The organism is Wolbachia endosymbiont (group A) of Norellia spinipes (genome assembly GCF_964273535.1).
Genome location: NZ_OZ187006.1, coordinates 1415571 through 1434662 on the forward strand (window position 1 = coordinate 1415571; position 19092 = coordinate 1434662).

The window sequence follows — 19092 nt, forward strand, 5'->3', positions numbered from 1 at the left end:
ATTTTCGGTTTACCACACTCCGCTATAAAAATTTTTATTCAATAACCTTTAAGGATAATTCACGTAAATGTTTATTGTCCACTTCAGAAGGAGCACCCATTAGAACATCTTCACCTTGCTGGTTCATAGGAAAACAGATTACTTCACGAATATTTGGCTCATCAGCAAGCAGCATAACCATTCTGTCAACCCCTGGTGCTATACCGCCGTGAGGCGGCACTCCGAACCTGAATGCACGCACGAGCGCACCGAATTTTGTATCAACTTCTTCTTTGCTGTAGCCTGCAATGGCAAAGGCCTTATACATGATATCCAGCTTGTTACTACGAATCGCCCCGCTTGACAGTTCTATTCCATTGCAAACAAGATCATATTGGTAAGCAAGGATATCCAGTGGATTTTTGTCCTCTAAATCTTTCAAGCCACCATGTGGCATGGAGAATGGGTTATGAAAGAAATCGATTTTTTTACTTTTATCGTCATATACAAAATAGGGAAAATCAATGATCCAACAAAACTTGAAGATATTATCATCTATAAGACTGAGTTCTGACCCTAAAAGAGTGCGCACTTTCCCTGCAATTGTTGCTGCTTCATTTTCCTTATCAGAAGCAAAAAATACACTATCTCCAGGCTTTACATCCGTTATTTCTTTTATAGAATTTAGCCTGTTTTCATCAAGGAATTTAGCAATTGGCCCTTTTGCGATGCCGTCCTTATCAAATGTTATATACCCAAGCCCCTTAGCGCCGAATTCTTTTTGCGCATGTTCTATTTTTTTATCAAAGAAGCTGCGTGGTTCTTCTGCTGTTTTAGGAGCAGGGATGGCTCTCACTACCATACCGCGCTCAATATTGCTTTTGAAAATATTGAACTCTGAATCACGGAAAATTTCTGTAACATCGCTGACTAATAATGGATTGCGCAGATCTGGCTTATCAGATCCATATTTGAGCATTGCGTCTTTGTATGTAATGCGCGGAAAATCTTTATCAACTGATTTGCAAGAAAATTTGGCAAACACTTTATATAAGGTAGACTCAATAATCTGAAAGATGTCTTCTTGAGTCACAAAAGACATTTCAAGATCTAGTTGATAAAACTCCCCCGGAGAACGGTCAGCCCTTGCGTCTTCGTCACGGAAACACGGTGCAATTTGAAAATATTTATCAAACCCTGAAACCATGAGCAATTGCTTAAAAATCTGTGGAGCTTGCGGCAATGCATAAAATTTACCAAGATTTAGTCTGCTTGGCACCAAATAATCACGTGCACCTTCAGGGGACGAAGCAGTAAGTATTGGAGTCTGAATTTCCAAAAACCCTTGCTCTATCATGAGCTTGCGGAGTTCTGCAATAATTTGTGAGCGCAGAATAATATTGTTGCGGGTGTTTTCTCGCCTTAAATCAAGAAAACGATATTTAAATCTCATATTTTCTGGGTATTCTTGTTCGCCAGCAATGCTCGCTAATATACTTCTTTCTTCTTTTGCTATTTCTTCATCACAGTGGAACTCAACTTCTGATTCAACGTGTAAATTGCTAACTACAACCTCAATTTCTCCGGTTGCGATAGAGCTGTTTACCGTATCTTCAGTTCTAGCTTCAACTATTCCTGTAACAGTAATTATACTCTCCAATTTTAAATTTGATGTCTCATCAAAAAAGTCTTTATCATTATTAAATACTAGTTGAGTGATTCCATAGAAGTCTCTTAAATCAACAAAAATTAAGTTACCGTGATCGCGCTTACGATATAACCATCCAGAGAGGGTAACTTCCTTTTCTACGTCGTTCTTCCTTAATTCTTCACACGTGTGAGTTTTATAGCAGTTCATATTTGTTTTACTTCTAAATTCTTTAAAAAGTATAGAAATAAACCTTACTACATACAAGCCCATTCTCAGATATTTGTCCAATTTACGAAATAGAGCAGTATTACTTTTATACTGTCTTTACCCGCAAAGAAATTGCACAATTTCTATAATTATGGTATAATAGTAAGGGTATTTTTAATGAATTAGATACAGGAAATGCCACTTACACAGATCATATTATATAGCGTAACATTACTTGCTGTAGCTGCAGTATTTCTCTTTTTGAGAAAAATATACAAAAATCGCATTAGAAAAATCATATTTCCTAGAAAAGTTTTTAAAGAAGAGTGGGAAGAAGACAGAAAATTCAACGAATTATATCAAAAAAATAAGCAAAAAGAGTTGATGAAACAACAGGAAATGCTACGCGAAAAGCAAAAAGATATACAGGTTTATAAAGAAGATCTAGAAATAGTTGACATAGCAAAACCGGTAGGTAAATGGACAAAGATGGTTATGATGGGTAATGGTTTAATGCAGCGTTTTGCACAATTGATACATAGAGAAGGCGGAAAGAAAGGATTTTGGGAGCTATTTGTAAAAGCTCAGGCTTCAACTCAAGGTAAACATAAGGGGAAGGGCAGATAATTCATGCTCGAATGTGAAAATTTATCCTGCGCTCGTAATAACAAAGTATTATTTAAACATCTCAGTTTTAAAGCTGAGCCAAAATCAAAGATTCTAATCACTGGTCCAAATGGTAGTGGTAAAACCAGCTTAATTAGAAGTTTATCTGGACTTTTACCGCCGGTATCAGGCAATATAAGGTACTGCGGAAAAGACATATATGATGATCCAAAATCCTATATACCTTCTATGGTCTACGTAGGGCATAAGAATGCCTGTAAAGATAGCTTAACTGTTGCCCAAAACATAGAATTCTGGGCAGGAATACGAAATACTAGGGAATTGATTGTGGCAGCTATTTGTTGCTTGCAGTTGCAGCCTGTAATTAATATTAGATATGGCGAACTTTCTGCAGGCTGGAGAAGAAGAGTTGCACTTGCTCGCCTCTTGATTTCTAATGCAAACGTTTGGCTGATAGATGAACCATTTTGTAATCTTGATAGTGCAACGTGTGAATTAGTGCTGAACCTAATCTCAATACGCTCTGAGCAAAATGGTATAGTAATTATTACAGGGCATAGCTCTACAGAGCAATTGTGTGATTTTACAACGATTGATATACGCGATTTCAATAGACTTCTTGCATAGTTTTTGGCAGCACGTTAAGAACCGTTAGAAACGAAAAAACTTCCTTGACAAACTCCGCCATCCCCCTTATCATGATAGTGAAGGTATTCAGTTATCTTCATCTGTGCAGATTAAACAGCAAGAAAACAACGTAGTTGGCGTCTTATTTTTAATTTTTTGCACTATGTGCACCTTATTTCTTCACAACATTTCTGGGTTTTTACCTATATAAGCTGAAACGCGCTTATAAGTCGTTTAAGACAGTATAGTACGCCAATTTGCAGGATTAGAGAGTGACAACTAGCTAACACGGGGTTTCTTTTGCCTTTTTTTCTGCTTAGTAAATTTCTTAAACATTTGCAGCGTAGGTTAGTTGCAGTGTTTAAGACTTAAAAAACGCCAAATACTGAAAATAGACAATGACTAGGGCTTCTTTTGCCTTTTTTTTCGTTTGGTAAATTTCTTAAATATTTATAGCTAAACGATAATCTTCATCTCGCTGCTTGTTAGCGGGATCTATGTTAAGAGATACCGCGAATGAATCGCGGTATGACGTAGGACTGCTGTCATCCCAGTGCTTGACACTGGGATCCAGTTTTCCATATAATCTCATCGAAAATGTTGTAACCACTTTCTATGCTAGTTTGCTTGCTTACAAGCAAACTTTTCTGGATCCCAGTGTCGGGGCACTGGGATGACAAAAAAGGGACTACTCGGATGACAAAAAAAGAGCACTGGGATGACAGGAGATACCGTCTTGTTAGTCAACAAAAAAATTATAAAAATTTCCCAAGTTGCATCATAAAATCAAAAAATACTTCCAATTGTGTAACAGTACACAGATTATAGTTAGTGGATATGTTGATAAGTAAATTAGTTTTATACGCACAAAACAGATGAAGTTTACTTATCAACATATCCACTAACCAACAACATTCAATAAATTTGTGTAAGATACCACTTTACATAAGATAGATAGGAAGCATTTTTGATTTTAAAGTACTAAACCTTCAGTCAACCTCCTAGCCCTGTAGTTTTTGATATGGTTAGGATCAAAAGCACTTTTGGATGTCAGAATACCGAAAATGATATGGAGTAGCTTACGCATTGCAGCACCAACGATGGCCATATTATGCTTACCCTTTTCCTTTAATCTTTGGCAAAAGCTCATAATGATAGGATTGTGATTCTTAGCTACTATGGCAGGAAAGAAAAGTGCCTTACGTAATGTTTGTGAACCGGATTTACTTAATCTGGGTTTGGCATATACAGAGGAACCTGACGTCATATTTCGTGGTATAACTCCTGTATATGCTGCCAATTGCCTGGCATCTCTAAAAACCTCTATATCAGAAACTTCAGCTAAAATAGCTATTGCTGATTCTTCTCCTATGCCTGGAATAGTCAATAGAAGTTGAAAATTTTCCAACAATTCTTTGTGTTGATTTAATAGTTCACGTACGGAGTTTTTTATTGTTTCTATTTTTTGAGCTATATTCATTGCAAGGTCTTCCCAAGCATTTGCAACTTCTTTAGGCAGTCTCTCTTTTTTTTCTAAGTGGTTATTTACTAATGTTAACTCATCTTTTAACGCAACTGAGCAACGATAAAGATGTTTTAATTTTTTCATTTCAGGAGAAGGTGGTGTCCAACTAGAAGGTTCCTGTCTTTGGCAATAATCAGCAATAACTTCTGCATCGGTCTGATCATTCTTTTGTCGTATCAGCTTACTCCTTGCATAAGATTTTATGCAATAAGGATTTACAACACTTACAAAATGTCCAGCATTGTGTAGAAATTCAGCCAGTGCTTCGCTATAACAACCAGTAGATTCCATGCAGGTTTTTACTTTTTCTACATTATGTTTGTGTAGAAAATTCAGTAGACTTTGAAACCATCGTTCTTAAAGCTTCTTTTTCTAGTTTCACGCTTTCCTTTTTTGCTTATAAATGAGAGAAAAACATCAAAGCGATCTTTTGATATATCTATGCCCAAAAAGTTGTTGATCATATATAACCCCATACGTTACCATTAAAAATGAAAAGTAAGGCTAGTCTTGTGAATACAGAATTAGAACCATTCAGGTCTTTCTACGATACCTTCCAGCCTATACTTTTGAGAAGGGAATTCTTATCTCCTCTACAGATTTTATATCTAAGAAGAAGCACAGAGTTCCTCCCTTCTCCACCTAATGCTTAAGCTTAAAACATTAGATGCTTTTGACAAGATACAAGAAGGGGCTACTCGGATAACAAGAAAGAGGCTACTCGGATGACACCCTGACAACCGTCATCCCGCTTCTTGTTAGCGGGATCTATGTTAAGAGATACCGCGAATGAATCGCGGTATGACGTAGGACTGCTGTCATCCCAGTGCCCAGACACTGGGATCCAGTTTTCCATATAATCTCATCGAAAATGTTGTAACCACTTTCTATGCTAGTTTGCTTGCTTACAAGCAAACTTTTCTGGATCCCAGTGTCGGGGCACTGGGATGACACCATTCTTTTTCCTGGATCCAAGTAGTCAGGGCACTGGGATGACAAGAAGAGGGCACTGGGCCGTCATAAAGGAATCAGTTTCAGCTACTCGGATGACAAGAAGAAGGCTACTTAGATGACGGGAGAAGGAGCTACTTGAATGACATCGTTTACTATACAATGTTCGTACAGTTAGTTGCCACCTGGATAAAAAAAAAGAAGCCTACTTAGCTAACAAATTTATAAACATCAGTATACAACTCATCAACGCTTGGTTCTTTACTATTTTTGGCAAAATCTTCCGACTTTTTTACTAAATCACGTACTTCCTTATCAATTACTTTACATTCTTCTTCTGAAGCAATTTTATTATCTATCATGTATTTCTTTAAAGTGCCTATAGGGTCATGATTTTGCTTCATATCTTCAACTTCTTCTTTTAAGCGATAAGTAGCAGGATCTGACATCGAATGGCCGCGATATCGATATGTCTTCATTTCAAGCAGGATAGGCCCTTTTCCGCTGCGTGTGTGTTCCGCTGCTTCGCTTGTAGCCGCATAAACAGAGAAAAAATCCATTCCATCAACTTGTTTTCCAGGAATACCAAAACTTTCTCCTTTTTTATATAGCTCAGTTACCAAAGTGGATCTTTCTACAGAAGTACCCATTGCATATCCGTTATTCTCTATAATATAAACTACAGGTAACTTCCATAAAGCTGCCATATTAAATGATTCATATGTTTGCCCTTGATTTACAGCACCGTCACCAAAATACGTGAATACCACGTTGTCTCTTTTCTTATATTTATTAGCAAATGCTATTCCTGTGCCAATTGGAACTTGTGCCCCCACTATTCCATGTCCGCCGAAGAATTTTTTTGCAACGTCAAATACGTGCATCGAACCACCTTTACCTTTCGAGCATCCTGTTTCTTTGCCAGTGAGTTCTGCCATTACAACATTTGGATCAGAATTACATGCGAGCATTAAGCCATGGTCTCTATAACTTGTGATAAAAGCGTCACCTAATTTTGATGCAGCTTGAGTTCCAACTGCAACTGCTTCTTGCCCTATTGATAGGTGACAGAACCCACCTATTAATCCCATTCCATATAATTGTCCTGCTTTTTCTTCAAATCTGCGTATGAGTAGCATTTTCATGTAGAATCCAATTATCTGTTCTTTAGTGAAATTTTCTGCTTTCATATCGATTTCTTTTTCATTAAACTAAAATAATATCAGAAATTTTTAACATTTTGTAATAAATCTCAATGGATTACTACCACTGGCTTGAAGCTTTTCACGTTATCTCCGCCATTATGTGGATGGCAGGTATGCTTTATTTACCCAGGCTTTATGTCTACCACGCAACTGTAAAACCGGGATCGGAAAATGATAGCTTGCTTCAAACAATGGAAAAGAGGCTACTTAGATATATCATAAACCCTGCAATGCTTTTCTCACTTGGTCTTGGAATCACATTAATGGTTATTAGGGAAGCATATCGTGAAGGATGGTTTCATGTAAAAGCATTTGCAATACTTTTGATGTTAATTATTCATATGCTACTTGCAAAATATAGGAAAAATTTTGCAATGGGTTCAAATGAAAAAAAACACGTTTATTTTCGTGTTTTAAATGAAGCAGTTACAGTATTGATAATAGTTATAGTTATTATGGTTGTTGTAAAACCTTTTTGACTGACCTTACCCAGAAAAAGCAGAAAGCTCAGCTACTCTTCTATTTTCATTTTTGACTTTTTTGAAAATAACATAAGCTAAAGTTACTGAGGTTTACCAATGATTTTTACAGGGATACTGGTGAAGTCGAGTTGCAATAGCTGTGTGCTTGACATTGGGATCCAATTTTATAAAAATCTATTGTGCTAGCAAGTTCACTAGCGTCACGCGCTGGTCTGTTGGACATTTAATGTGATTATATGTAGGGTTTTGAAAAAGACATACCAAATATGAAAGGCCTATATATTAAAACTTACGGCTGTCAGATGAACGTTTATGACTCCGTTTTAATGGAAAATATAATTAAACCTTTGGGGTTCAACGTTGTTAGTGATGCAGAAAAAGCTGATTTGGTGATACTGAACACTTGTCACATTAGAGAGAAGGCAGCAGAAAAGCTTTATTCTGAGCTCGGGAAGATTCATTCGTCACGAAAAGAAATTACTATAGTGGTGGCTGGATGTGTAGCGCAAGCAGAGGGAGAAGAAGTATTCAGAAGGGCTCCTTTTGTTGATATTGTTGTTGGTCCGCAGAGTATCGCTACCTTACCGGAGCTGATAGTCAAAGCAAGCAGAAGTAAAGGTCATGTAATAAACACTGATTTTCCTGAAGTTGCAAAGTTTGATAAATTGCCAGATGAATGCTATGGCAATAGCCAGGGGTCTTCTGCGTTTCTTGCCATACAAGAAGGTTGTGATAAATTTTGTACGTTTTGTGTAGTACCATATACTCGTGGAGCTGAGTATTCACGGCCAGTGAATGAAATATTTCGTGAAGCATTGAAATTAGTTGCAAATGGGGCGAAGGAAATCAATTTGCTTGGTCAGAATGTCAATGCTTACCATGGGAAATGCGAAGGGGAAGTGTGGGATTTAGGCAAATTAGTTAGTCATATTGCTAAAATTGAAAAGCTAGAGAGGATTCGTTATACAACTTCTCATCCAAGAGATATGCATGAATCTCTCTACTTGGCACATGCGGAAGAGCCAAAACTCATGCCATTTATTCACCTGCCTGTGCAGTCAGGTTCGAATAAAATATTGCACGCGATGAACAGAAAGCACACTGCAGAGGAGTATTTGGAAATAATAGACAGATTTCGCAAATTGAAACCTGAAATCGAATTTTCTTCTGATTTTATTGTTGGTTTTCCTGGAGAAACCGAAAAAGATTTTGAAGAAACTGTAAAATTAGTAGAAAAAATTAGATATGCTCAGGCTTATAGCTTTAAATATAGCCCAAGACCAGGTACACCAGGAGCAGAAAGAAAAGATCAAGTACCAGAAGAGGTTAAAACAGAACGCCTTCTTCGTTTACAGAAATTAATTAGTAAGCAACAACTTGAGTTTAACCAGAGTATGGTAGGCAAAACTATACCTGCTTTGTTCAGTGATAAAAAAGGCAAACACCAAAACCAAATTATTGGTAAAAGCCCATATATGCAATCAGTGTGCATTGATGATCCTGAAGGGAAGTATAGAGATAAAATAGTAAATGTGAAGGTATTGGAAGCTCGGCAGAATAGTTTGTTGGGGTGTGGTGCAGGATAGCTCTGTTGGACATCCGTCAGAGAATTATTTTGATTGAGAGAAAGTACCCCTATAGAACAAGATAGAAGTACTTCACGTAGTTTATTTCAAGTTTATCAACTATAGCTAAAGTAATTTAGGTTTACCGACAACCGTCATCCCGCTACTTGTTAGCGGGATCTAGAGATACCGTGACGATATGACGGTTAAGCTGAGATACCGCGAATGAATCGCGGTATGACGTGGGATTGTGTTAGCTATAGGGTGTGGGGTGCAGGAATAAGTTTGTTTCTTTTTGCATTTGTAATTTTCTAGAAAGCCCTGTATTCTTTGGCTTTATCCGGTCAAAATGAACATGAAGTCAAAGCATTATCCTGATACAGTAAGTAGTCCTGATTTTTCGTCGTTAGAAAAAGAAATCATAAAATTTTGGCAGGAAAATAAAGTTTTTGAGCGGTCAGTTGGAGAACGTTCCAAGGATAATTGTTTTGTGTTTTATGATGGGCCTCCGTTTGCAAATGGACTTCCACATTATGGACATTTACTCACTGGTTTCATCAAAGACGCATTTGCAAGATATCAAACTATGCTTCAAAAAAGGGTTGAACGTAGATTTGGTTGGGATTGCCATGGATTACCGGCTGAGATGGGTGCAGAAAAAGAACTTGGAATATCTGGTAGAACTGAGATAGAAAAATTCGGCATTGAAAAATTCAATAACCATTGTCGTACTTCTGTAATGAGATTTTCATCAGAGTGGGAAAAATATGTCAATAGGCAGGCAAGGTGGGTGGATTTTCATAATGACTATAAAACCATGGATAAATCATTCATGGAGTCGGTCATGTGGGCATTTAAACAGCTTTATGATAAGGGTCTAGTGTATGAATCAGTACGCGTTGTTCCATATAGCTGGGCGTGCGAAACTCCATTATCCAATTTTGAAACAAGGCTTGATAACGCATATAGAGAAAAGACTAGCAAAGCTGTAACTGTTGCATTTGAGCTTTTAGAAAACCCACAGCAGTTTAAAAGTGTTAAACAAAAATGTAAATTACTTGCTTGGACTACAACTCCTTGGACTCTTCCTAGCAATCTGGCATTGGCGATAGGAAAGGACATCAAGTATTGTGCAGTGTCAGTCCACTCTTTGGTGTCATCCCAGCGCGTGACGCTGGAATCTATTTCTGGATCCCAGTGTCGAAGCACTGGGATGACAGAAGTTAATGAAAGGAGTTCAGTGAAGAGTGAAATTTATATTTTCGCTGAAAGCTACCTAGAAAAATTTATCAGCCACTCTGAACAAAACAATATTCCATATGAAAACTGCAATATAAAACTTAAAGCGAATGATCTTGCAGGCCTTTCCTATAAGCCGCTGTTTGATTACTTTAAAGATACAAAGAATGCATTCCGTGTTTTTGTTGCTGATTATGTTACAGGAGAAGATGGTACTGGCGTTGTACACACTGCTCCTGGATTTGGTGAGGAAGATTTTTACCTTTGCCAAAGCCATGATATTCCAGTTATTTGTCCAATTGATAACAGTGGAAAATTTACTGCTGAAGTTTCAGATTTGGCAGGGGTTCATGTTTTTGATACCAATGATACAGTAATAAAAAAATTGAAAGAACAAGGAAACTGGTTCAAAACTGAACAATATATTCACAATTATCCACACTGCTGGAGAACTGACACTCCTTTGATCTATCGCACTATGCCTTCTTGGTATGTTGCCGTTACAAAATTCAAAAGCAGAATGGTAGAGCTAAATAAGAGAGTTAATTGGATACCAAACCACATTAGAGATGGTCAATTTGGAAAATGGCTTGAAGGGGCACACGACTGGTCAATTTCACGCAATCGATTCTGGGGTACTCCGATTCCTGTGTGGCAATCAGATGATACAAGATATCCAAGAGTGGATGTATATGGTTCGATAGAAGAACTAGAGCGAGATTTTAATGTTAAAGTAGATGATTTGCACAGACCATTTATCGATACTTTAACGAGGCCAAATCCTGATGATCCAACAGGAAAATCAGTTATGCGTCGTGTGCCTGACGTATTTGACTGCTGGTTTGAATCTGGCTCGATGCCATTCGCACAAGTCCACTATCCGTTTGAAAATAAGGAGTGGTTTGAAACTGCAGATTTTATCACTGAATACATAGCGCAAACCAGGGGGTGGTTTTATACGCTCTTTGTATTGTCCACTGCTTTGTTTGATAGGGAACCATTTAAGAACTGCATATGCCACGGTGTTGTTTTGGATGTAAAAGGGCAAAAATTGTCCAAGCATTTGAATAACTATGCAGATCCAATGGAGGTTTTTGATAGATACGGTTCTGATGCACTGCGTTTTCTTATGCTTTCTGGATCTATTGTTTGTGGTGGTAATTTGCTACTTGATAAAGAAGGGAATTTAGTACGAGACGTTCTGAAAAACGTAATAAAACCTATTTGGAACAGTTATCACTTTTTTACCATGTATGCAAATGCAGATGGAATTAAAGCTGAAGTTTGTAAGGATTATCAAAGTACTATTGATCGCTACATGATTTCCAAATGTTTTGAAGCTGTAGAAAGTATCCAAACTTCTATGAACAGCTATAACTCCCAAGAGGCTTGCAAAATTTTGATGAACTTTTTTGAAGTGCTAAATAATTGGTATATTCGTCGCAGTCGCGAGCGTTTTTGGAAAAGTGATTTGGATCAGGATAAAACTGATGCTTATAATGTTCTATATACGGTTTTTTATTACATACTAAGAGCTGCAGCCCCTTTGTTGCCACTTATAACAGAGAATATATGGCAAGGGCTTAAGTATGAAGAAACATCTGTTCATTTGGCTGATTTCCCACAATTAGAGAAGTTTGATAGTCAGCTCATTGCCAAAATGGATCTAGTGAGAGAGATATGTAACTCTGCACTCTCTATTAGAAACACTTTTAATATACGTATCAGACAGCCACTTGGCAGTATGATCATTTATCATCAGTCTTCCTGTAGTTTTCTTGAAGGTGAGCTGTTTTCTGTCATCCCAGTGCGTGACACTGGGATCCAGTGTGCTGAAAACTCAAATGAGTACCAAGAGATGATAAAAGATGAGGTAAATGTAAAAAAACTGAAGTTAGTAAACAGACTTGAAGATATTGCATCACTAGAGTTAAAACTCAACTTCCCTGTGCTTGGAAAAAGAATTCCGGAGAAGATTAAGACACTGGTTCAATATGTTAAACAAGGAAAGTGGAAACAAGTTGAATCCGGTGTCATCCGAGTAGCTGACACTGGGATCCAGACGCAGATTCCAGCGTCACGCGCTGGAATGACAGAAAGAGGTCTCATATTTTTGGGGGACGAGTCAGAAAATTATATCATAGAAAAAGGCGAATATGAACTATTATTAAAAGCAAACAGTGAATTCTCCTCTGTATTTGATAACAACAAAGGGGTTGTTATCCTAAACACTACTTTAAATGATGAATTGATTCTAGAAGGGCTTGCAAGAGATGTAGTGAGGCTCATTCAGGAAACTAGGAAACAAGCTGATTTTCATATGTCCGATAGAATCAGAGTAATAATCAAAACAGAAGATGAGAAAATTAAGGAAGCAATAAATACGTGGATTGAATATATAAAAGAGCAGACCCTTGCCTTATCTTTGGACATTAATACAGAAGTTGGAACTAACTTTTATTCTAAGGAATATCAGGATTTAAATGTTAGCATTGAGCGTTAGATTTTTAATAAAGTTGCAAGATTGTCAGTATTTATGCTATACTTAAGGTAATTGGACAAGGTTATGGTATGAATGCTGTTGTAGGTTGTGAGGAAGTTGTTGACTTAAATAACAATAGTGGTGATTTAGATGCATTAAATGGACAACCTAATTTACAAAGAGAATCTTTTGCTACTTCAGAAAAACAGGAAGGACCTGTTGCTACTTTGGAAGAGCAAGAATCTGTTAGTAATTTAAAAAAAATAGGTGCTGATTTTAGCATTCCACTAAGTATATTTCATTATAAAGGTTACGGCTCCGATTTTTTTACTTCCTGGTATAATATATCAAGCGAAATATTTAAGGAAATAAACAGAGCTTGCCTGGAGAAGAAAGTATTAAATTCAGCTCTATCAGTTTTAATGTTTCCTTATGTTGCTTCTGTTGCATTGGGGTTAGTTATATATAAAACAAACAGTAAAACACAAACCAGTTCAGAGGAAAGTAAAACAAAAAAGAGTGAGGTAAGTACAGCAAAAAGATTGGCATATGGCGTTCTTGCTGCAATTGCAATTCTTGTTGATATAGCTGTGCTTATAGCCTTAATTATTCCTGCAACACCCGCCTTAGCTACTTTTTATCTTACAAACAGAAAGTTATCTCATTCTTTGGTTGCTGCTCTAAAAATAAGTAATGGGTTATATCAGAATGAACACCAGAATATTGAAGTGTCTTTTCGTGAAATAGATGCTGGTAAGTCGGACATTAAGTGGGATATGGAAGTTAAGTTTCCACCGCAATTTGAACAATTACTTAGAGATTTATATGAAGATAAAGATGGTAGTTGGTTTAATGTTGCACGTGATTCAGAACATAATACCATACTGAAATTATCAGCTAATATCAATTTAAAAAACGGCCTTAGGCCTTTACGTAATGAGATCAAGAATGTGCTTGCAATTTCGATTCAGGAATTCGCAAAGACTATGGAAGAGCTAATGAAGCTAGAAGGAAAAGATATTACATATGATAAGCTGAAGGAACTGTTGAACGAATTCAGACTGAAAGTGGTGGATAGTGTAGATTCTAAACTGGTGAATTACTTAATACAAAATGCTTATCGAGTTGCTTTTATACAAGCAATTAAATTTGCACAAAAAAGAAGAGAGGAAAAGGAAGATTTTTCATTAGAAGAAAGACTGAAAGAGGTATTAGTGGAGCAAGAACTGAAAAGCCAAGGTAAGGAATTGCCGACTGAAAAGGAAATGATACTAGAAGATCTAAAAAAAGCAGGAGCAAAAGTACCAGATGACTTGGACGATAGAGGGCTTCCTATGTTTAAAGCAAAATGGAAACAGCTTATAAAAGAAGGGAAAATAGCTGAAAGGACAATAATTAATACTTATGAAGATATGTACCCTCAAGAAACAAAGAAAGCTCTAGATAATGCTGAAAGAGAGATTAAGGATTTAAGAGAAATAGGACAGAAAAGATATAATGGGATATGTGAAAAATTAAAAGAGATGCATAAAAATAGGAAAAACGGTAACTTAAAAGATGGTGCTTTAAAAAGGAAATTAGAAGATCTTTTTAAATTTGAATATGATGATCAAAAAGTTGAGGAAAGGCTAATAGAATCGAGAATAAGGACTATTAACACTCTACTGAGTAAGTCAGATAAAAAAATAAAGCAATCTTTAGCAGAAGATTTTAGTGAATTAAAGGAAACAAGGACTTCGGATAAAGTGAATGACTTTGTAGAGAAGATGTATTTAGAAATAACAAGATGTAGAATTCAAGAGTTATTTGAAAAGCAAGGGGAAAGTATAAAGAATGTAGAAGATAATAAGGACATGCTATTCAATGGAGAAGATGAAAAACGTCTAGTAAACAAGATTGTTTCTTATCGAAAAGAAATTGGAGAATATTTTACGCAACCTACAAGACTGAAGGAAATAATAGGAAAGCAGAATGAGGATTTGGATGTTGAGAAAAATAGTAAAGAAGAGAAATCTTCAAGTATGGAGTTAATAGAGTTATGCTTGCGAAATAACCAAGAAATTTTAGAAGCATTAGAGCAATTAGAGTTAAAAAAAGAAGGATTGTTGATAAATGAAGAAACAAAAAATAATTATAGAGAAGAGCTGGAATCTCGTGAAAAAATAAAATTTGCAATAATAGAAGATGATTTACTGAAAGCGTTCGAGCATGAAACTTTTAACGAAGAAGCAATTAAGAGATTATTAGAGGAAGCGGAACTTGAGTACTATTTGGCAGAAAGATGCATCAAATATCCTGTGATTAAAACGAAAGATAATATCAAACATTTTTGTCAAGATTTATTGTCTCCTCTGGTAGACAGGTTAGCGAACCTCATAATAAATAATGTACCAAAAGATAATGGGAATAGTTTGTGGAAGATTTGGAACTCTCTTAAAGTTGGTTTTAATTATAATGTGATTGGATGGTCAGCTACCGTAAACAAAGATAAGAGCACAGAAGGAAAAGCGTTGAGTGTGGCACATGATACTCATAAGGAAATAGAGACATTTCTTCAACATTTCGAATCAAGTTATGAAGAAGTAGGAGCCTTGATAGGTGATGTATTTTCTGATGATGGGAAAACATTTAAAAATGATGTATGGCCTAAAGTAGAAGAGCATTTGCATGGAATGTGGAATAGATTTTTTAAGGATGTTGAATTCAAGATTGGGAATAGATTGGATGAAGTAAGTGTGACACAGCAAAAGCAGAACACTATGATTGTGACTCAATGATGAGTTCTCAAAGTTCCTCCGGTATTTTCATATACCAAATTGACTATAGCACTTGATTCTTTTTGGATCTCTTTTTCAGTTAAAGTGTGGATTGGAGAGCAGAAAGTAACTGACAATGCTATAGACATCTTATTCGGTTCTATATTGTTTCCATGGTATACGTCAAATACTAAAACTTCTGTGATGAGCTCTGAGCTTTTTTTTACCACATTGATTATGTTACCTACTTCCACATCCTTATTTACAATAAATGCAAAATCACGTTTTACACTTTGGTATTTATAATCGATAAATTTCTTTCTACTTACAGGTAAATTTTCAATATTTTCTAGTATTACCTCAAAACCTACAACTTTTTGCTTGATGTCAAAAAGATCTAATATATTAGGATGCAACTCTCCAAAATAACCTGCTACTTTATTCTTAAAAGAGAGAGTGCCTGACTTTCCTGGGTGGTAATGTTCTTTTTCTGCTCTCTCTATCGTTAAATTATCGCAATTGACGTTAAAAAACTCCAAAGCTGCTATGCAATCAGCCTTTGCGTCAAAAACATCTACTTTCCTATCAATATTATAATGGTTTCGCGGTAAATTATTTCCTGTTCTTATTCCACTTAAGACATGTTTAGACTGAGCTTCACCATCGTAAATCGGCCCAATTTCGAAGATTGCAAGATCAGATACTCCATGGGCAATATTATCAGCAGTGACTTGCAATAAATTTGGCATAATACTTGGTCTCATCATATTAAAGTTATTGTTAAACGGATTATCGATGATAAATAACTTATTCGAGTAACCAAATTTTTCAGCTGTTGATTCACTCATAAATGACCAGGTTAGCACTTCATGAAACCCTCTGTTTGTCATCAAAATACGCAAATTGTCGTATGTACTATCTACTTCTTCAACATTATTTGGTAGTGGTTCTTCTTTTATTTTGTCATAGCCGTATATTCTTGTTACTTCTTCAATTAGGTCAGCAGGTATAGTCACGTCCGGTCTCCAGCTTGGTACTTGTACATTCCAATTGCCTTCGGTTTTTTTATCAATACTAAACCCTAGTTTCGTTAAGATATCGAACGTCTCATCAGGTGATACAGATACACTTCCAAACTTGTTTATATCTTGGTAATCAAGGCTTATCTTAGCATCATTCCGGCATGGTTTTTTCTGGATCCCAGTGTCAGCTACTTGGATGACAGAGGTGTATTCTTTATCTAGATTACCGGCAGACACTACGCTTGAGACTTCTCCACCACATAAATCCAAAATCATTTTGGCTGCAAGATTGAGTCCATCAAGGGTAAATCCAGGATCGATTGAACGTGCAAATCTGTAACTAGCGTCTGTGGAGATGCTGAGCTGTCTTGAAGATTTAGTGATAGAGATTGGATCGAGCAAAGCTAATTCCAAAAAAATATTGGTGGTTTCAAGAGTACATTCACTGCACTTTCCACCTATAATTCCAGCAACTCCATGAATATTTTTACTATCAGAATAAATGTTTATATTATTGTCCAGTAAATATTCCTTACCATTTAAAGCAAAGAAGCTTTCTCCATCATTTGCTTTTCTTATTGTAAGTTTGCCATCTACTTTGTTTGCATCAAACGCATGCATTGGACGATTAAAAGATATCATAATATAGTTAGTAATGTCAACTATTGTAGAAATGGAGCGCATTCCTATCGATTCCAATTTATCTTTTAGCCACTTTGGGCTTTCTTGATTTTTTACATTGGCGATGTATATTCCACTAATAAAACTTTCTCCGTCAGTCACTTCAACATCGATTGGTGAATTTATGGAGCTGGTAAGTTGTGGAATGCTTAAAGTCTTTAATGTCCCAATTCCAGTTGCAGCAAGGTCGCGAGCTATTCCATAAATGCCTAAGCAATCTCCACGGTTTGGAGTAACATTTATATCAATTACAGGGTCACAATTGAAAAATTTATCCCCTACTTTATAATCATCGGAAAGCTCGATTATTCCTTCACTTTCCTCTTGAACTAGCGCAAGTTCAGAAGCAGAGCAGAGCATCCCTTCACTTAGCACTCCTCGTATTTTTGTAGGCTTGATTGTGAAATCACTTTCTGGCAATGTGCTACCAAGAGATGCAAGCACAGTTTTCATACCTTCTCTAACATTGTTTGCTCCGCAAACTATTTGTAGAGTTTTACTTCTGTCATCTACTTTACATAATTTTAATTTATCGGCATTTGGATGAGGTGCAACTTCTAATACTTTTGCAACAATAAAACCAGCTAATTTGGTATTGTCGATCACATCTTCTACTTCTAACCCTATGTGAGTTAATTTATCGGTAATTTCTTCTAAACTAGCATTGGTTTCTAAGTGTTCTAATAACCAAGATAATGTGAATTTCATGAACCTTTAAAGAAATAAAAGAGTTATTGTAATATAAAATGTAGTGCTTTTAAAGCTTTTTGTAATGGAATAAAAGGTAACTTCTACATCATAAACAAGGATGCAGAAGTTTTTGTAATTTTATATATTATTGTAGAGAGAATTTATCTTCTCGATATCACCTTTTAAATCTATCTCCATAGAGAGCTTAAGATTCATATTGTGGTTATCTTCATGGAAGTTATGAATGTAACCATCAATAGTTAAGTTTCCTATCATATTATGGCTTTTATCTAGTATTTCGCTTCCCATTTGATAATGGCCATTATATTCGTTAAAGGAGCCATCTGTTAGTTTAATGTATCCACTACCAAATTCCTGCTCTAAATTTAAAGGATGATTAGTGTTAATAAAATCTATTTTGTTCGTAATAATACCTCACTAAAAATTAAATTATAATTAAAATAAGATGTTAAGTCAAGATATTGAATTATTTAATAAGATTAGTAAGTTTTAAAATACAGAGCTGACTGTAATTAACACTCTAATTACATATTTTGTTAATGTATCAATGTTATAATGATACAGGGCTTTATCTTAATTCTTGACTTTGTCCTATAAAATTCATACTTTATTTACTGTTTATAGTTCAGATTAAAATGGCATTAAATCCACTGGAACAGTTTAAAGTATATACAATAATAGAGTTACCTAGGTTATTTGGGTATGACGTAAGCTTTACCAATTCATCTCTTTTCATGATGATTTCGGTGATATTGGTGATACTCTTTTTGCTTTTTGGAATAAAGAAGGGGTCAGTAATACCAGGATATTTGCAAGCTGCAGTTGAATATGTATATGATTTTGTTGTTTCAATAATAGAAAGTAACACTGGAAGCAAAGGCTTGCAGCACATTCCATTGATATTTACAGTGTTTATTTTCATTTTATCATGTAATTTGGTTGGTGTTCTTCCTTATAGTTTCACGGTCACAAGTCATGTGATAGTCACCTTCGCTTTATCGATGGTGGTTTTTATTTATATAACGATTGTTGGATTTAAAGAAAGGGGAGTAGAATTTTTACGCATATTGCTACCAAAAGGAACTCCTTCGTGGCTTGCACCTATAATAATTATTATTAAGTTGTTTGCTTATTTAGTAAGGCCGATTAGCCTATCAATAAGGCTTGCAGCAAATATGATTGCGGGTCATACAATTATCAAAGTGATAGCAGGGTTTATTGTAAATATGAACATATTTCTCACTCCTGCGCCGTTTTTGTTCATAATTGCATTGATAGGGTTTGAAGTATTTGTTGCAGTTTTACAAGCTTATATATTTACTATATTAACATGTGTATATTTGTCAGATGCAGTAAAGTAATTGACTTCCTTGCAGAATATT

Annotated in this window: 13 protein-coding genes and 1 pseudogene; 7 read left to right on the plus strand and 7 right to left on the minus strand. The window is 35.9% G+C overall.

All coding sequences use genetic code 11. The features are described from left to right. Nucleotides 1–34: 34 nt before the first annotated feature. The gene (gene aspS / locus ACFZP3_RS06830) at nucleotides 35–1837 is read right to left on the minus strand and encodes an aspartate--tRNA ligase (protein WP_253309964.1); all 1803 of its coding nucleotides are present in this window, start codon (nucleotides 1835–1837) and stop codon (nucleotides 35–37) included. Nucleotides 1838–2032: 195 nt separating this feature from the next. Here aspS and ACFZP3_RS06835 point away from each other — a divergent pair, with 195 nt between their 5' ends. Together ACFZP3_RS06835 and ccmA are read left to right on the plus strand one after the other, a co-directional pair. After that, nucleotides 2033–2464 (plus strand): hypothetical protein, encoded by a 432-nt coding sequence (locus ACFZP3_RS06835; RefSeq protein WP_253309472.1) that lies wholly within the window; start codon nucleotides 2033–2035, stop codon nucleotides 2462–2464. A gap of 3 nt (nucleotides 2465–2467) precedes the next feature. Beyond that, a complete protein-coding gene (gene ccmA, locus ACFZP3_RS06840) occupies nucleotides 2468–3091 on the plus strand; it encodes a heme ABC exporter ATP-binding protein CcmA (protein WP_253309471.1) in 624 nt (207 codons plus the stop codon). A gap of 545 nt (nucleotides 3092–3636) precedes the next feature. On the opposite strand, the gene ACFZP3_RS06845 is transcribed toward ccmA, so the two are convergent. The 4 genes and pseudogenes from ACFZP3_RS06845 to pdhA form a co-directional block, all read right to left on the minus strand. After that, entirely contained in the window at nucleotides 3637–3771 is a 135-nt protein-coding gene (locus ACFZP3_RS06845) for a hypothetical protein (RefSeq protein WP_265017381.1), read from the minus strand. 293 nt (nucleotides 3772–4064) lie between these two features. Then, nucleotides 4065–5080 (minus strand): annotated as a pseudogene (locus ACFZP3_RS06850) (IS110 family transposase). Nucleotides 5081–5384: 304 nt separating this feature from the next. Continuing rightward, entirely contained in the window at nucleotides 5385–5615 is a 231-nt protein-coding gene (locus tag ACFZP3_RS06855) for a hypothetical protein (RefSeq protein ID WP_264688224.1), read from the minus strand. Nucleotides 5616–5776: 161 nt separating this feature from the next. Next, complete coding sequence (gene pdhA, locus ACFZP3_RS06860; RefSeq protein WP_386086980.1) at nucleotides 5777–6757, minus strand: pyruvate dehydrogenase (acetyl-transferring) E1 component subunit alpha; 981 nt, start codon at nucleotides 6755–6757, stop codon at nucleotides 5777–5779. Between the two features lie 65 nt (nucleotides 6758–6822). Between pdhA and hemJ the strand changes: the two genes are divergently transcribed. The 4 genes from hemJ (at nucleotide 6823) to ACFZP3_RS06880 (ending at nucleotide 15317) form a co-directional block, all read left to right on the plus strand. Continuing rightward, on the plus strand, nucleotides 6823–7251 hold the full coding sequence (gene hemJ, locus ACFZP3_RS06865; RefSeq protein ID WP_253302778.1) for a protoporphyrinogen oxidase HemJ: 429 nt from the start codon (nucleotides 6823–6825) through the stop codon (nucleotides 7249–7251). A gap of 269 nt (nucleotides 7252–7520) precedes the next feature. Beyond that, a complete protein-coding gene (gene miaB / locus ACFZP3_RS06870; RefSeq protein ID WP_264688421.1) occupies nucleotides 7521–8840 on the plus strand; it encodes a tRNA (N6-isopentenyl adenosine(37)-C2)-methylthiotransferase MiaB in 1320 nt (439 codons plus the stop codon). A 334-nt stretch (nucleotides 8841–9174) separates the two neighbouring features. Beyond that, nucleotides 9175–12561, plus strand: coding sequence for an isoleucine--tRNA ligase (gene ileS / locus ACFZP3_RS06875; RefSeq protein WP_386087116.1), 3387 nt, complete (start codon nucleotides 9175–9177; stop codon nucleotides 12559–12561). Between the two features lie 68 nt (nucleotides 12562–12629). Then, on the plus strand, nucleotides 12630–15317 hold the full coding sequence (locus tag ACFZP3_RS06880; RefSeq protein WP_253309469.1) for a hypothetical protein: 2688 nt from the start codon (nucleotides 12630–12632) through the stop codon (nucleotides 15315–15317). Here the strand turns inward: ACFZP3_RS06880 and pheT are convergent. Together pheT and ACFZP3_RS06890 are read right to left on the minus strand one after the other, a co-directional pair. After that, nucleotides 15311–17707, minus strand: coding sequence for a phenylalanine--tRNA ligase subunit beta (gene pheT / locus ACFZP3_RS06885; protein WP_265016522.1), 2397 nt, complete (start codon nucleotides 17705–17707; stop codon nucleotides 15311–15313). The genes ACFZP3_RS06880 and pheT overlap by 7 nt on opposite strands. Nucleotides 17708–17827: 120 nt before the next feature. Further along, nucleotides 17828–17998, minus strand: coding sequence for a hypothetical protein (locus ACFZP3_RS06890; RefSeq protein WP_341812316.1), 171 nt, complete (start codon nucleotides 17996–17998; stop codon nucleotides 17828–17830). Between the two features lie 347 nt (nucleotides 17999–18345). Here ACFZP3_RS06890 and ACFZP3_RS06895 point away from each other — a divergent pair, with 347 nt between their 5' ends. Next, nucleotides 18346–19071: a F0F1 ATP synthase subunit A gene (locus ACFZP3_RS06895; protein ID WP_253309466.1), complete on the plus strand. Its 726-nt coding sequence runs from the start codon at nucleotides 18346–18348 to the stop codon at nucleotides 19069–19071. Nucleotides 19072–19092 lie beyond the last annotated feature (21 nt).